This is a genomic window from Terriglobales bacterium (assembly GCA_035567895.1).
GTDB lineage: Bacteria > Acidobacteriota > Terriglobia > Terriglobales > Acidobacteriaceae > Gp1-AA112.
The window spans coordinates 1-15,649 of the sequence record DATMPC010000112.1 but is presented as its reverse complement, the minus strand read 5'-3'; the positions used below and the strand labels follow the sequence as shown (position 1 = coordinate 15,649).

At 56.3% G+C, this 15,649-nt stretch carries 14 protein-coding genes and 1 tRNA gene; 7 read left to right on the top strand and 8 right to left on the bottom strand.

Translation table 11 applies throughout. The features are described 5' to 3' along the window. The first annotated feature begins 124 nt into the window (after positions 1 to 124). The 3 genes from VNX88_24460 (at position 125) to VNX88_24450 (ending at position 3,683) form a co-directional block, all read left to right on the top strand. Positions 125 to 883 carry a DUF92 domain-containing protein gene (locus tag VNX88_24460; protein HWY71842.1) on the top strand — a complete coding sequence of 253 codons (759 nt, stop codon included), beginning with the start codon at positions 125 to 127 and terminating at the stop codon, positions 881 to 883. Positions 884 to 934: 51 nt separating this feature from the next. Next, the gene (locus VNX88_24455; protein HWY71841.1) at positions 935 to 2,899 is read left to right on the top strand and encodes an amidohydrolase family protein; all 1,965 of its coding nucleotides are present in this window, start codon (positions 935 to 937) and stop codon (positions 2,897 to 2,899) included. A 139-nt stretch (positions 2,900 to 3,038) separates the two neighbouring features. After that, complete coding sequence (locus VNX88_24450; GenBank protein HWY71840.1) at positions 3,039 to 3,683, top strand: cyclase family protein; 645 nt, start codon at positions 3,039 to 3,041, stop codon at positions 3,681 to 3,683. Between the two features lie 265 nt (positions 3,684 to 3,948). Here the strand turns inward: VNX88_24450 and VNX88_24445 are convergent, their stop codons facing one another. After that, positions 3,949 to 4,548: a YdcF family protein gene (locus VNX88_24445; protein ID HWY71839.1), complete on the bottom strand. Its 600-nt coding sequence runs from the start codon at positions 4,546 to 4,548 to the stop codon at positions 3,949 to 3,951. Further along, complete coding sequence (locus VNX88_24440; protein ID HWY71838.1) at positions 4,548 to 5,192, bottom strand: L-threonylcarbamoyladenylate synthase; 645 nt, start codon at positions 5,190 to 5,192, stop codon at positions 4,548 to 4,550. The genes VNX88_24445 and VNX88_24440 overlap by 1 nt, the downstream gene beginning before the upstream one ends. Before the next feature lie 112 nt (positions 5,193 to 5,304). On the opposite strand from VNX88_24440, the gene VNX88_24435 reads away from it, so the two are divergent. Together VNX88_24435 and VNX88_24430 are read left to right on the top strand one after the other, a co-directional pair. Beyond that, positions 5,305 to 6,162, top strand: coding sequence for an RNA methyltransferase (locus VNX88_24435; protein HWY71837.1), 858 nt, complete (start codon positions 5,305 to 5,307; stop codon positions 6,160 to 6,162). Continuing rightward, entirely contained in the window at positions 6,159 to 7,520 is a 1,362-nt protein-coding gene (locus VNX88_24430; protein ID HWY71836.1) for a replication-associated recombination protein A, read from the top strand. Before VNX88_24435 ends, VNX88_24430 begins: the two co-directional genes overlap by 4 nt. Before the next feature lie 164 nt (positions 7,521 to 7,684). Here VNX88_24430 and VNX88_24425 read toward each other — a convergent pair whose 3' ends face one another. Then, positions 7,685 to 9,799: a prolyl oligopeptidase family serine peptidase gene (locus VNX88_24425; GenBank protein ID HWY71835.1), complete on the bottom strand. Its 2,115-nt coding sequence runs from the start codon at positions 9,797 to 9,799 to the stop codon at positions 7,685 to 7,687. Positions 9,800 to 9,928: 129 nt separating this feature from the next. Here VNX88_24425 and VNX88_24420 point away from each other — a divergent pair. Then, positions 9,929 to 10,003, top strand: a tRNA-Asn gene (locus tag VNX88_24420). Between the two features lie 48 nt (positions 10,004 to 10,051). On the opposite strand, the gene VNX88_24415 is transcribed toward VNX88_24420, so the two are convergent. The 4 genes from VNX88_24415 to VNX88_24400 form a co-directional block, all read right to left on the bottom strand. After that, on the bottom strand, positions 10,052 to 10,618 hold the full coding sequence (locus VNX88_24415; GenBank protein HWY71834.1) for a hypothetical protein: 567 nt from the start codon (positions 10,616 to 10,618) through the stop codon (positions 10,052 to 10,054). Positions 10,619 to 10,817: 199 nt separating this feature from the next. Then, entirely contained in the window at positions 10,818 to 12,074 is a 1,257-nt protein-coding gene (locus tag VNX88_24410) for a hypothetical protein (protein HWY71833.1), read from the bottom strand. 41 nt (positions 12,075 to 12,115) lie between these two features. Next, positions 12,116 to 13,330, bottom strand: a complete 1,215-nt coding sequence (locus tag VNX88_24405) for an S-adenosylmethionine:tRNA ribosyltransferase-isomerase (protein HWY71832.1) — start codon at positions 13,328 to 13,330, stop codon at positions 12,116 to 12,118. Further along, positions 13,327 to 14,091 (bottom strand): SDR family oxidoreductase, encoded by a 765-nt coding sequence (locus VNX88_24400; GenBank protein ID HWY71831.1) that lies wholly within the window; start codon positions 14,089 to 14,091, stop codon positions 13,327 to 13,329. Before VNX88_24400 ends, VNX88_24405 begins: the two co-directional genes overlap by 4 nt. A 95-nt stretch (positions 14,092 to 14,186) precedes the next feature. On the opposite strand from VNX88_24400, the gene soxR reads away from it, so the two are divergent. Continuing rightward, entirely contained in the window at positions 14,187 to 14,651 is a 465-nt protein-coding gene (gene soxR, locus VNX88_24395; GenBank protein HWY71830.1) for a redox-sensitive transcriptional activator SoxR, read from the top strand. Positions 14,652 to 14,911: 260 nt separating this feature from the next. Here soxR and VNX88_24390 read toward each other — a convergent pair. Continuing rightward, positions 14,912 to 15,649, bottom strand: a 738-nt coding sequence (locus VNX88_24390) for a hypothetical protein (protein HWY71829.1), incomplete at its 5' end; no start/stop codon positions are given.

Here is a 15,649-nt window from a genome sequence, read left to right as displayed (position 1 = left end):
CAAACGGTCGCGTTTGTTACGATGCAGGTACCCCCAGCAGGTGCCGTCCTTGCCACCACCATCCACGGGCGCGGTCTCTCACGCTTCCGCACCACTTCGCACCAGCAAAGTGAGCGCCTGGATAGTGTTTGCACTCGTCCTGCTAGGTCTGGTCGCTGTTATTGCCCTGAGGGTTCCTTTCCGCACGCGACTCTTGCCAGCCCTCCTGATTACGCTTGGCTTTGCTCTAGTGGCCACGAGCTTACGCGGAGTGACCCGGTCCGGCGCGGCCGCGGGCTTTCTGGTTACCGGGCTGCTATTCCTCTCCTGTGGACCGGCAATTTTCGTTGCCGTGCTTCTGGTTTTTGTCCTCACGCTGGCAGCCACTAAGTTCGGAAGAACGCGGAAGCAACTATTGACCATAGCCGAACGTGCCGGTGGACGCGATGGAGCACAGGTGCTGGCGAATGTCGGAATCTCTGCAATGTTCGCAGCTCTGTCTGCAATTGCTCCTTATCGTTTGCCTCTGATCGTCGGAAGCCTCGCCGCCCTTGCTGAGGCAGCCTGCGACACGGTTTCGAGTGAGACCGGCAAAGCGCTGGCAGTTGAGGCGCGGCTAGTCAGTTCAGGAAGGATCGTGCCGGCGGGAACCGACGGAGCTATCAGCATTCCGGGAACGCTGCTGGGAGCGGTCGCGGCTGCTTTGGTCGCACTGGAAGCACTCCTCACTGGCATACTGGATCTGCGTCGCGCTGTCGTGGTCGCCATGGCGGCAATCGTCGGAATGCTTCTGGATAGCCTGCTTGGCGCAACGCTAGAGCGACGCGGCCGGCTGAGCAACAACACAGTAAATCTCCTCTCCACATTTGCAGCCGCTTTGCTTGCGACGATTGTTGCGTGGTAAACCAGTACACACTTTTAGTCCGACACCCACGGAGCTCACCGTCCATCGCTCATGAAAACTAGAATTCTGCTGATTTTCCTCTCCGGAATCTTCACGGCATCAGCCTTCTCCCAGCAGTACGACACCCTCATTCGCAACGGCAAGATCGTTGACGGCAGCGGCAATCCCTGGTTCTACGGAGACGTGGGGATCATCGGCGACCGCATCGCGTTTATCGGACACGCCGCCACCGATGTGAAGGCTAAGCGCACAGTCGATGCTACCGGACTGGCCGTTGCCCCTGGCTTTATCGACATGCTTGGGCAATCGGAGACGAACCTGCTGATCGACAAACGCGCGATTAGCAAGCTGACACAAGGCATTACCACCGAAATCACGGGCGAAGGGGAGTCCGTCGCTCCGTTTGCGAAATCCGACTTGGTAGAACAGAAGGACTTCCTCGAGCACTTTCATCTGACCGTCGACTGGGAGAGTCTCGACCAGTATTTCAACCGGCTGGCCAAGCAAGGTTCGGCCATCAATCTAGGCACGTACGTTGGAGCCGGTCAAGTCCGCAAGAAGGTTCTAGGTCAGGTAAATCGCGCACCAACTCCCGACGAGTTAAAAGATATGGAAGAGTTCGTGGGCGACGCCATGCTCGACGGAGCGATGGGAATCTCGACGGCATTGATCTACGCGCCCTCGAACTATGCCCAAACCGATGAGCTGATCGCGCTTGCGAAGATCGCCTCAAAGTACGGCGGAATCTACGTCACCCACATGCGTAACGAAGGCGACGAGGAGATGCAGGCACTCGATGAAGCCTTCCGAATCTCGCGCGAAGCGAATATTCCGGTTGAGATTTTCCACTTGAAGGTTTCGGGAAAACAGAACTGGGGGAAGATGCCGCAGGTCGTCTCCAAGATTGAAGACGCTCGTACCAATGGCATTGACGTTACTGCTGATCAGTATCCCTATACCGCCTCCGCCACATCGCTTGGCGCCCTCATTCCCCCGAAGTATCACGAAGGTGGATCAGAAGCACTGGTCGCGCGGTTGAAGGACCCGAAGACAAAAGAAGCCATCCGCCAGGAGCTTGAGGGAGGCAAGGGTTACGAAAACATGTGGCGCGGAGTTGGCGGACCGGAAGGCGTCATGCTCGTCTCCACCATTGTTCCCGAACTGAAACAATATGAAGGACGCACCGTCGCGGACGTGGCTCGCACGCAGAACAAGCAGCCGTTCGATGCCATTTGCGATCTCCTGATCCAGAGCAAAGATGGCATCGGCGCAGCCTACTTCAGCATGCAGGAAAACGATGTCCGCCTCGCAATGCAGCAGCCCTGGGTAAGCGTCGGCACCGATTACGGCGAGGTAGCGCCCGATGGCCTTCTCGGTGAGTCGAAGTCGCATCCGCGAGCCTACGGAAGTTTCGCTCGAATCCTCGGCAAATATGTTCGCGAGGAACATTTACTCCGGCTGGAAGATGCGATTCGCAAGTTCACTTCCCTTCCCGCCCAGCGTGTGCGCCTCGACCATCGCGGCCTTCTACGCGAGGACTACTTTGCCGACATCACCATCTTCAATCCGGCGAAAGTACTCGATGTTGCGACGTTCGAATTGCCGAATCGTCCCAGTGTGGGAATCGAGTATGTGTTCGTAAACGGAACGCTCGCGCTCGAGCACGAGAAGGTGACTGGAGAGTATGGCGGCCGTCCTCTACGCGGGCCTGCTTACCAGGCGAGAGCAATCGCTCCCGAAGGACTCGCGCCGCGTGGCAGCGTCAGAGGATTCGTAAGCGATACCGACGGTTGGCCCTTGCCTCGTACAAAAATTGTCCTGACCGATACCTCGGGTAGGGAGGTCGGGAGCGCGACTTCAGGACGAGAAGGCAAATACGAAATCCCGTTGGAGCAGTCATGTGAGAACTGTGCACTCAGCGCGGCTCGCATGGGGTTCACGTCGCAGAAGCGCACCCTCAACTACAACGGATCGAATCCGCTGTGGTTTGGCTTTGCGCTAGAAAGAACCAATTAGGCCCAAGTTGCAGGCAGTCCATCACAGATTTTTAACCTGAGCTGCTGCAACGGATGGTAACTACATGCATCTCATAAGATGAGTCGCTGGCGTGCAACTCCAGACGCTGGACTTACGTACTAGGTTTTGAGAGTAGTTCATGAATTTGAGAGTGTTAAAGATTCAGGCTTGCGTAGTGGCAGCAACGCTTTCCATCGCGATCCTGCTGTTTGCAGCCCAAACACATAGCCTTGGAACAGGACCGCAGTTTCGGGCGGTGGTGGACCTCACCGCGTCGACAACGCTTAGAGTCGATCTGAGTTCGTCGCGTAATACGATTCTGGTAGCTCCGGCGAAGAGCGGAGGAGTCTGGACGGTCGATACCCTTCCCGCAACACGTCTGGTTGCGCCGCTCGCCGTGATCGAAGCACAACGCAAGAACTTTCCTGATTCGGAATCCCTGGTCACGATGAATGACGTAGCTGACTATGAGCGCGATCACGGCGCTGTGCCGCAAGGAGCGATCGTCCTCCTGACGTCAAAGAAACAACACACGCCGCAGTTCAGCGAGGACGCACTGCACTTTCTGGCCGAGGCCCGCAACATCGTTGGAATTGGGAGTGCCGGTACAGCGGCGGCTCCAGCTAGCGAGAAGCCATACCTTGCCAATCGGGGCATCTACGAGCTGGAGAATGTAGCGAATCTCTCCCTGGTACCTCAGTCGGGAGGCATAGCGATTGCAGCCCCGGAAAAGATCGATGGAGCCGAGGAAGGACCTGTCCGGCTGATGGCTTTGGTCAGATAGCCGGGCAAACAGTCTGCGGAAGCGTCCTTAGGCGATGTTCAATCCCTGATAATTCCCTGTTCTTTTTTTGAATCCTCGCGCAAATAGCTCTAATTGTTTCGTAACTCGAGGCTTGCAGAGAAATCCACAGAATTCCCTGTTAATTCCCTGGTTTTGCGAGAATTTCGCGTATTTTGGGCAGAATTTGACGATTTCCGGCATCGATCCGAAAATCTCCCTGTTTTTTCCCCAGTTCTTGGTTGGCTCCCGGATTTTTGGCCGTTCCTCAAAAACCCAACTTCCACGCTGTATAGCTCATAACCTCCCGCAGCTTCACTTTGGTCCGCTGCCAGTGACTGGATGAACGAGAATCCGGCCGTGGCGATGCGTATGCGGTCAGGCCTTCGCGTTCCAGCATCCGCTTCACGCGAAACATGTGATAGCCGTCACTCACTGCGAGGCAGGTATGCAGCCGATTTGTCCGGAAAATATTGGCAATGCGCGCGGCCGATTCGCTGGTGTCTCCACTTTGTGTCTCAGCGATTACTGCACCATCCGGCACGCCGCGCGAGACAAGGTAATCTCTGCCAACTCCTCCCTCGGTGAAGTTCGGATCATCGGCCGCTCCCCCGCTGGTAATGATCAGCGGAGCGAATCCGCTCCTGAACAACGTATATGCGTGATCGAGGCGTGCCCGATAGATAGGCGATGGACGACCAGCGTACTCCGCAGCGCCAAAGACAACGATGGCATCTGCCTTGCGAGATTCATCGCGACCAGCTTGGCGACTGATGAGCCAAAAGATCGCCACCACCCAAGCCAGAGCTCCCGCAAAGAGAGCGAGAAGGAGCCGCCACCAGATTCGAGGCCGACGAGTACGCGACATCAGTGCCAGAGGATCTGCGAAATCTCTTCTGCCGGAATTGCGCCCTCCCGGATGATCTGCCACTGCGTCATATCGCCACTCAAGTCGACGATGGTCGTCGGTGTGTCACGCTCAGTGGGGCCGCCGTTAACGATGATCGAAATGCGATCGCCCATCTGGTCGCGAACACACTCTGCCGTCGTACACTCCGACGCTCCGAGCAAATTTGCCGAAGTAGCCGTAATGGGAAATCCGATCTCGCGAATGATAGCAACCGGAATCGCGGCCGACGGTACCCGCAGCGCGACGTTGCCCGTATTTGCGGTCACCTTCAGGGGCAAGCGCGAACTGGCTTTGACGATGATCGTAAGCGGCCCAGGCCAATATTTGTCCGCCAACTGATGGAACACGTCTGGCGGGTTGCGCGAAAGTTCTTCTGCCTGGTCAACGCTCTCTACCAGCAGGGACAGTGGCTTGTGACGCGAGCGGCTCTTAATCTCGTAGATCCGCTCGACGGCGCGGAGGTTCACCGGATCGGCAGCAAGGCCATAAAAAGTGTCGGTCGGCATCCCCAGCACTTGTCCCTGGCGAATGCGATCAGCAGCGTAACTTACAAGCTTTTGTTCCGGCTGGCTGCTGTTGATCTTCAGAAGTTCTGCCGGCAAAGGTGCCCTCTTATGAACGAAGTGTGAAAACGCGAAGGTAAGCATAAATCATCGTTGCAAGAGCGTCATCCGCGGGGGCAGCCAAAGTCACGGAATACAATTGCCTGAGCGCATGCCAGCACTTGCGTCAACCCGACTCCGGCCAATAACCAGTGCCCAGAACGCTCTCGTGAAAGAGCTTCGGCAAGCCTTCAACCAGGGACAGGCCATTGACGGTCTGTGCGCCGTTGAAGGCGTACGGTTGATTGAAGAAGCCATCCGCAGCCGCCTCAGGATTCAGACATTGTTCGTGCGCGAATCCGCGCAGGCCAAGGCGCCAAGGATCCTGGACCAGCTCACGAAGCATGCCGATGCTGTGCTCCTGCCCGATCGCGTCTTCGACAGCGCGGTGCTCACCGAACATCCGCAAGGCATCGCCGCACTAATAAAGGTAGCTGACCATGACTTGCAATCGGTTTTTGGTGCAGCACCTGCGCTGGTAATCGTCGCAGCGGCGATTCAGGATCCTGGCAACTTCGGGACCCTGGTCCGTTCCGCCGAAGCCTTCGGTGCCACCGGCGTCGTCGGCATCGAAGGTACTGTGAACCACTGGAATCCGAAGACCGTCAGGGCGTCCGCCGGATCGATCTTTCGTTTGCCCGTGCTCAAAACCTCCGCTACGGAATTGCTCGCTGAAGTGCAAAACCGACGCGTGAGAGCTCTAGCCTTAGTTGCCCCGCATGGCGAAGGTAAGTCCAGCGTCGGCGATGGCAGCAGCCCACGCTCGCCTCTTCGATTACCGGATGCAGACCTCGCCGGCGCCTGCGCACTGTTCGTCGGCAACGAGGGCGCTGGAGTGCCCCGCGAACTGCTAACTCATATGGACCAGTTTGTCGCCATTCCGCAGTCGCGAGTCGAATCCCTAAACGCGGGAGTCGCGGCCTCGATTGCGCTGTACGAAGCTCAGCGTCAGCGGAGCGCAGCACGATGAGTCTCTTCTCCTCTCTCCCGGAGCGGGAAATATCCAAGGCTGCCTCGACTCCTCTCGCAGAGCGGATGCGCCCGCGATCTCTCGATGAAGTCGTCGGACAAGAGCACCTGCTCGCGCCCGGAAAGCCATTGCGTTTGCAGATCGAGCGCGACGATCCAGGTTCGATCATCTTCTGGGGTCCTCCCGGAGTGGGAAAGACCACCCTTGCCCAGATTATCGCTAGTGTCACGAAAGCGGACTTCATTGAGTTCTCCGCCGTGCTGAGCGGGATCAAGGAAATCAAGCAGGTTATGGCCGACGCCGCGAAGGCTCGTGACTTCGGCACACGGACGATCGTCTTTGTGGACGAGATTCATCGCTTCAATAAAGCCCAGCAGGACGCGTTTCTTCCGCACGTAGAAAAGGGCAACATTCGCCTGATTGGCGCAACCACCGAGAATCCTTCCTTCGAAATCATCTCCGCGTTGCTCTCGCGCACGCGCGTTTATGTGCTTAGACCGCTTACCGAGGAGCACATCATCACGCTCCTGCGTCGCGCTCTTGCCGACAAAGAACGCGGCTTGGGAGAAATGGGAGTGACCATCGACGATGATGCCCTTGCCAAAATCGCGGCCTACTCCAGTGGAGACGCGCGCTCCGCATATAACGTGCTCGAGATCTCCGCTAAGCTCGCACAAGACCGAGCTAAAACGGGACAGGCTCCGATCATCACTTCCGATCTCGTTGCCGATGCCGTGCAAAAGCGCATTCTGCTCTACGACAAGTCTGGCGAAGAGCACTTCAACCTCATCTCCGCGCTGCACAAAAGCGTGCGAAACAGCGACGTGGACGCATCGCTCTACTGGCTTGGACGCATGCTCGCATCAGGCGAGGATCCGCTCTACATCGCGCGCCGCGTGGTTCGCATGGCCGTAGAAGACATCGGACTCGCGTCTCCCCAGGCTCTCAGCATTAGTCTCGCCGCTCGCGATGCCTACGATTTTCTCGGCACTCCGGAAGGCGAGCTCGCGCTGGCGCAGGCCGTCGCGTATCTGGCACTCGCCCCAAAATCGAACGCCATTTACAAAGCGTTCGGCGAGGTCCAGGAAGATGTCGAGAAAACCGCTGCCGATCCTGTCCCGCTGCCCCTGCGCAACGCGCCCACCCGACTGATGAAAGCATTCGGTTACGGCAAGGGGTATCAATACGCCCACGATCTCGAATCAAAAATCGCAGACATGCAATGCCTGCCCGACAATCTTCGCGACCGCCGCTACTTTCATCCAACGGATGAAGGCTTCGAGCGCGAGCTACGAAAGCGCATGGAAGAGATTGGTCGCGCAAAGGCGCAAGCTAAACAGTCCGACACCGAGTCCTGACAATCATTCGAGTACGTCCAACTCGAAAGAGCGACGCGCGCCCTCGAGCGGGTTGGCTTTCCCGGCGGAAAACCTTCAAGCAAGCGTTCACTATGCGGGTCGTAACAGAGACACAGCCGAGGGCTGCTCCCACAGTGCCCTTAACTACAGCCGTGGTCTTTGCTTCACCCGATGGCCCGATCACCCGATTTTCTGACTTCCAGCTGCCAAAACAAAAACGAAAACATATCTGTAAGCTCATCCACTTGCTTCGACACTGGCTTCCCTGCTCCGTGTCCCGCCTTCACATCAAGTCGGAGCAGGATTGGACGCTCCGGGCTCTGGCCATTTGCGGCCTGCGTCTGCAATAGCGCAGTCATCTTCTTCGCGTGCATTGGATCAACACGCGTATCAGTATCCGCTGTCATGAACATGACCGCCGGATAGTCGGCGCCAGCTTTCACACGGTGGTACGGCGAATACTTGTAGAGCCAGCGAAATTGCTCAGGATCTTCGGCCGATCCATATTCCGGAATCCAAAGTTTCGCGATCTGGAAATTCTGATATCGCAGCATGTCCAGCAGAGGCACTTGGCAGATCACGGCGCGAAACAGATCCGGACGCTGCGTGAGAGCCGCACCAACCAGTAGCCCGCCGTTGCTGCCGCCCTGAATCGCCAGTCGATTCGGGCTTGTGCACTTCTCAGCGATCAAATGCTCGGCGGCAGCAATGAAGTCGTCAAAAACATTCTGCTTGTGCTCGAGCATGCCGGCGCGATGCCACTCTTCCCCGTATTCCGAGCCACCGCGAATGTTGGCCAGCGCGAAGATCCCGCCCTGCTCCAGCCACAAGAGCACTGAAGCGCGAAACGTGGGAGAGTTGCTGACGTTGAAGCCTCCATATCCGCTGAGCCAGGTTGGATTTTGACCATCGAACTTCACGTTCTTGCCGTGCACAATGAACATCGGAATCTGCGTGCCATCTTTGGACGGGTAAAACACCTGTGTAACGACGTATTGCTGGCAGTCAGCGATTCCGCGCAATGATTCCCATAATGAGATATCCGCACCTCGGGATTTCATGTCGATTCGATAGACAGTCGTGGGTACAGTGAACGACTGGAAATCGAAGAAAGCTTCCTCGCTATCGTAGTTACCTCCAACGCCGGCAAGCGAGCCTAGTCCGGGCATCGCGACATTCCCCAGAAACTTTCCTTCGAGATCGAATACTTCGATCTCGGCGGTAACGTCCTTTTCGAAGGTCACCAATAGTTTTCCGCCGATCACATGAGCGCCCTGCAGAACTGCATCGCGCGCGCCAGGACTCTGCGGAATAATCTCGCGCCAATGCTCACGTGCGGGTCTGGTGACATCGACTTTGAATACGCGGAAGCGAGGCGCATCCTCATTGCTGGTCAGGTAGATGGATCCGCGATAGATCTCGCCAGCGTAAAGAAAGTTCTTGCCCTCGGTGATCTCGATCGGAGGAGTATCGGAGAGCAGATCCAGCAGAAACAGGTTCACGCGCGTCCAGCCCTGGCTCACTGCCATGAGCAACCAGCGGTCATCATCAGCAATGGTGATATTGGGCCAGCCTTGCGGATCCTTGTCGTAGAGGAAAATCAACTTATCTTTCGAGCCATCGTCCGCATCGCCTAGCGAGTGATAGAAGACTTTGCGGTAGTAAACCTCTTCGCCCGGCGGCACCTCTCCCGGATTGGGATATCGCGTATAGAAGAATCCCGAGTTATCGTGCCTCCACGCCACGCTCGCAGCGCGAGTGCGCCTGATCTTCAAGGGCAGCAATTTGCCAGTAGCCGTCTCAACAACCTGAAGATCACTGATCTCTGATCCGTTCTCCGATGTTCCAAAACAAACGTACCTCCCATCGTGACTCGGATACCACCAGTCGAGCGCCGTCGTCCCGGCGGCATCCCAGGTATTCACGTCCACCAAAGCCCAATCAGCGCCCTTAAGGCCCTCGCGCACATACAGCACCGCCTGGTTCTGCATGCCTTCGCGCTTTGTATAGAAGTAATAGGGACCACCAATCTGCGGCGCACCGATGCTGCCGATACTCAGCAACTGCTCCAAACGTGGACGAATGTGCTCACGTCCAGGCACCTGATCAAGCAAACTTCGCGTCCACGCATTTTGTTCCTCGACAAAACGTTGCGTTCGAGGATCGCCGGCATCTTCGAGGTAACGGAAGGGATCACGAATCGTGATCCCATGCATCGTCTCTTCGACAATCCGTTCCTCCAAAACTGGAGCCTTCATCAAACCGGATATCAATTCCATAAGCTCAGCCTAACAAGCAGCGTCAGCTCCCCGAATCTCACGTCCCAACCAAGTAGCCGCCGGCGACCGGCTATGCTATAAAGGAAAGACAACTTAACCGCCGTCGGCCGTCCTGGCCGCAAACGATACTCCTCAGTAGCTCAATGGCAGAGCATCCGGCTGTTAACCGGAGGGTTGTAGGTTCGAGTCCTACCTGAGGAGCCATTTTTGATGTCTATCGCTCACTTCGAGCCTTCTTAGGTTCTTGGTGTTTCATCGTTCTACCCAGTCTGGGACGACGATTTTGAAGATGAGATCACCGGTGTCGTAGCGCATCCTGGTGAACTTGCCTGATGCATCTGGATCATAGTAGTAAGCCCGCTCCTCACTTCCGAAATGGATTCGGTGTCCCTTCGTGTCATTGCCTGCAAGGACGCCGGTAACGAGGTAACCGAAGACCCGACCTTTTACCGCAAATCTTTCGATCTTTTCCACGTCAATGGATTTTCTAACGAGACGCGCGGTGTCGCACGATTCAAGACCAACATATGTAAACACTGCTTGTGGTTTATGGGACTCGATCACATCAACGAATACATTTGGGGGTGTGCCCTCCGCTGAGTAACGGGCATGAAGTTTGACAACTATCTCTGACGCCCCGGGAATCTCCCATCCGTCTGAGTTCAAGAGTTCGTGGATTCGGCATTGGTGTCGTTTGTCTTCATTGGATTGAGCGTTAACTCCTGTTCCGATGCACAGAAATGCAACTATTTCAAACAACAGGAAGAATCTTCGCATGTTCACAATCCCTTGCTTCCAATTTCGTTCCGTTTCATTCACTCGAATCTCCGGCGACGTTAACTCTACTCGATCATCTACTGCGTTACCGTGTTCCCTGCTATACCCTCCGCCCTCCCTGCGCACCTTGCGGTCAAAATCCCTGAATGAAACAACTTAGCCACGCTTTGATCCTGCTTCTTCATTTTCGATCCGCAAGATGTGCCGGATTAACTATGCGTGATCCGCAACATCTTGCGGATCACTCCCTGGCGCGCGCTCTGGCAACAGCCACTTTCCGCACTGCTACCGAAGCCACCTGCAGTCCATACAGCAGCGTGGACGCACACTTTGGTTCCAGACTCCCTTTCAGCAGGCCGCGGCACACATTTGTTACCGCCATTTGAATCGCGAGGTCGTCTTCGAGTACTGGAAGCTGAACCTCTTTTGTCTTCTTGCGTTCCTCGCTGGTGCGGATGTGGAAATAGCAATACCGACGTTTTTTGAGTGCCGGCGAACCGCACGGCTCACCATCGGCCTTGATGTATTGGCAGCGTGGCGCCATGTCGGCCGCGAGCTTCTCTTCTCTTTCGAGCTGATCCAGGTACGCCTGACGCTTCCCAGAATCGAGTGCCGCCTCGTACAGCTCCGGATCAGATTGTTTGATCTGCTCGACATCCCAGATCATGCGCATCGTAAGTTCGTCTTCGCTGAGTTCATCCAGGCTCCTTTCGTCGAGAGTCCAGGGATCTGTTTTCACTGCCTGCGCAGGATCGAAAGGCTCCCAATCGCGACGTCGCTCCGAACACTTCGCATCGCCACTTGCGTCGGCGAGATCGAAGCCAATTTCCGCAAGCCCTGACATTCCCGATCCAGGAATGGCATCGCTCGCCACCGCGTGAGAGCTGTCGTCCACAGCTTGAGTTGGACGATGCTCGTCTTCTGGCAAGCGCGGCGTGGACCGTCCGCCAAGCTTTTTACACATCTCGCGGTATGTGGCGGCCCTAACTCCATTAGCCGTCTCGAACCAGTGCCGTCCCTGCCCTTCCTTTTGCGGCCAATACCAGCACTCGGAAATCTCGACATCTTGTTTGCCAACCCGCACTGAGCGTCGATGCTTCACGGTTGCGTGGACATACGATGGCCATTCGTCGTCGGTCTGCTTGACTGTGGAAGAGTTTTGCCTTGAATCAAATGCGTCTTTGCTGCTCCGCGACGGTTCCGTTTCGGGAAGCGGAGTGGCATCGCCTAGCGAGAGTTGTCCAGTAGACGCCGTCCCGGAAGAAGTGGTGGACGCCGGGCGCTCCCCACTCTCCTCGGACAGCAGATATCGCGGAGCCACCTCCAGCAGCTTGAGCATTCCTTCCACGCTGGTGGATTGAAGGCCATTCGGACCAATCACCCGAACAGCGATCGGCTGGTCCATGTTTCCGGGCGCATAGTCCTCTTCGATCTTGAGGTTGATGTCTTTCCCGCCAACCTGAACGGTGTGCACCATGACTTTATGAAGCTCATTCATAACGGACTGTATTCTCCTTATCTTCGCCTATACCCAGACCATTATGGAACCATGCGACTGTAAGCGGAGTCAAAGGAAAATATTGTGGAAAGTTGACGGGGATTCAATGACTTACGAAGGGTAGAACGACGGTATTTGCGTCCGTTGTTCGCAAATTGTGTAGGGAGTCCGAGAGTGCCGCATCCTTCTGATTTCTTGGAATTAACATTCGCTCCCGCTAAATTCATCCGTTCGAAAAAAATCGAATCCCCGAACTCGTGAGTGCGGTAACTGTGTTCCTCCAACTCCTTATTCATGTTTTCAAGTACCTCATTGCTGACGAATGCACGCAAGAGTTCGTAATGGCTGGTCCCAGGTTCATGCGTTCCGGAAAAGACCGCATCCACAATTCGCAGTCTCGTTTCCCTACTGATTCTCTGAGTTGCCAGTCCCTCGCCTGCTCGCAGCACGCCGTCGGTTCCTACAGCTTGCTCGAGAGCCCGTACTACCGTTGTGCCAATAGCGATCACGCGTCCGCCACGCTCCCTAGCCCCCTGGACTAGCCTCGTCGTAGATTGTGGAATCCGATACGGCTCGTCGAATGGAAGACGTGCGTCGAGCTTCGGATCTCCGGTCGATGAGATTCCGGCTGCATGAGTCACGGTGCCGAAGTAGACTCCGCGACGAATCATGAGATCGAGAGTGCTCCAATTCAGGATGAAGCTCGCTGATGGCGGCTCATATGCGGCGAGTGGTCCTGCTATCGCAGTCCATGTGTCCCAAATCTCAAGTGGCACGGGAACATGGGCGTACTGGATGGGCCTGCCGTGCCGAACTATCCCACGCCAGATCTCCTCCGAGGAGCCTTCGAAACTAAGAAGTACGAGCCGAGGATGATCCAGTAAGCAAACCACACTCGCGCGAAGAGAGCCGAGCCGAAGACCATCGCCGGGACGCAGCTCGGGCGGACTCTGACGATGTTCGGTTGGCGTGCGGTAGTTCCCCTCGCCAAAGACAATTGCAGAAAAATGTCTCACAGCTTCAGGCTCGAGCGACCGTCTTCCGGCGAGGCGGACTTCGATAGTAGCTCCAGTACGAATGTGTATCCCGAAGAGGCTCGCAGGCACAGTGGCTGCGTCGTTTGCAATCACAACGTCTCCTGCGCGCAGCAGGTTGGGAAAGTTCGATCGTGGAAAGTGCGTGATTTGCCCCGCGGCATCGATCGCAACAAGCTTTGCGTCCGGAGGACGCTGAACCGGAACCGTAGCAGCGATCATTGGCGTGCTTCCGGCTGAGCGTTGTCCGTTGTCACAAGCAGATTCTGGAGGGTTGCGAGCACTTCTCGAGCTGAGGTTGCGGGACTCTTGAGTGTGGAGCGATCTGCGTCCGGCACCGCGAGTGTGTGCAGCGGCGTGTCCATATCTCCGGGATCCAGAGAAAGAACGCGGATGCCTTGCAGGGAAAGTTCCTGATCCCAGATTTGGCTCAGGTGATGCAGTGCCGCCTTGCTCGCGCCATAGGCTCCCCATTTGGGATAAGGATTAATCGCAGCGTCGCTGGAGATGTTCAGAACAAGCGGACTACGCCCCTCGCGTGCGGAAGCAGCCAGAGATCCAAGCAACGCCTTGGTCAGGCGAAACGGACCGAGCAGATTAGTCTGCAGTGCGAGTTCAAGGTCTTCACAGTTCGTATCGGCAAGAGGCACGAGCGGGACCGGGCCCAACGCAGAGGCATTATTGATGAGGACGTCTACTCCCCCCAGCGCGCCAAGTAGCTGGATCGTTATGGGATAAATATCGCCTTTAGACGAAACGTCGCCGGCGACTCCATGCAGTGCCGGAGTCTCGCGGACCAGGTCTTCGATGTGTGCTCGATTACGGGCAACAATAGCTACCTTGGCTCCAGAGTCATGCAGCGAAACCGCCATCGCCTTGCCCAGACCGGAGGTTCCCCCTGTAATCACCACCCGCCTGTCGTTCCAAACGCTTGTCGGGTCAGCCGCTGTCTTTTCTGATGCTTCCACTTTGTGCTTTGCCACCGGTCTCTCCAATCGATATCCGTCGTTCATTGACACTGCACAAGATGCAAGTTAAAGTTAACTTGAGATTCAAAAAGTTTTGGGATTAGAGACCCATGGCCGATCTGCTCACAATTTCCGAGATCTCGCGGCGCAGCGGCGTGGCGTCCTCCGCCCTGCGGTTTTACGAAGACAAAGGATTAATCGATTCGGAGCGAACGGGATCGACCGGCCATCGTCGCTATCAGCGGGCCGTGCTTCGTCGAATCGCCTTTATCGTATTTGCGCAAAAGGTCGGCCTGACTCTGGATGAAATCGCGAAAGAGTTGTCCAAGCTGCCGAAGAACCATGTTCCAGAGCGCGCGGATTGGGCGAAGCTATCCGGCACCTGGACCAGTCGCATCGACGAGCGAATTGCTGAGCTGGAGCGCCTGCGCGCAGGGATAACCCAGTGCATCGGATGTGGATGTCTGTCACTGGAACAGTGCCAGCTTGCGAATCCAGGAGATCGCGTCTCTCGTTTGGGTTCTGGCCCGAGATACTGGATCGGCAAAAACAACAAACAGCATCCGGAGCGATAGGCGGTCCAGGAGCATCAGAAGGTCGGAAGAATCCGTCGACCGTTAGGCTCAGACCCCAAACTTCTGCTGGCATAGGTTGGGTTCTCTGAACACGCTGGATGACTTCCGGATTGCCGACATCCGGGAGGTGACGCGATATTCGTAAACACAAGCGCGTTTATCGTTACCGATGTGGTGAAACTTCCCACAAGCCGACTTATGGCCCGCAATGACTTCCGGGTTGCCCGTGATCTCGGAGTTGCGTCGCTGCAGGACGCGCCTCAATAGATGAGCTTTAGCGAAAATTGAATTTGCCGTGAGGTTCCCGCGGTCTTGCTGATCATGCCAAACCCTGTACCCTCGATGAGGTTCGCGGGTAGGCCCATGTTGACGATGTTGAACAGGTTAAATATCTCTGCGCGGAATTGCAGGTCCGCTCGCTCCGAACCGCTTTCGCTGTGGCCAATCGGAGTCGTCTTGATGAGCGCAAAATCGAAATCGTAATATGCCGGTCCGCGAAATGTATTACGGCCGAGCGCTCCAAAGCGCCCGGAGTTTGGTCCAGTCCCGCCTGCGATCCCGGTGGGAATGGAAAAGAAGCTCGCGTTGTGCGCCCCCCGCCCAAAATAGTCGTCGCGCGGTCGCATTGAACTGCCGGCGCTCGAGAGATCCGGCGTTCCGATCTGGTCGGGCCGGTCCGCGCCAATCGTTCCCGCGCCCGTTTGCTGGATCCCCGAATAAACGGTAAACGGCGAACCACCGGTGATCGTCGAGATGCTCAACAACTGCCAGCCTTTCGTCAATAATTGGGTTCGATCCGACTGGAGTCCCAAACGCTCGAAATGCAAGTCCTGGGCGGCGCTCAACGTGAAGGCGTGCGTCACATCAAAGCTTGACGGCCCTCTTTCCGCTCGTGTATCGAACGGGTTTTGCGGACTAAACAACGTCACAGCCCCGGTGGATCCTGTTCCTCCGATAATGCCGCTGACATCATCCAGCGATTTGCCCCAGGTGTAGCC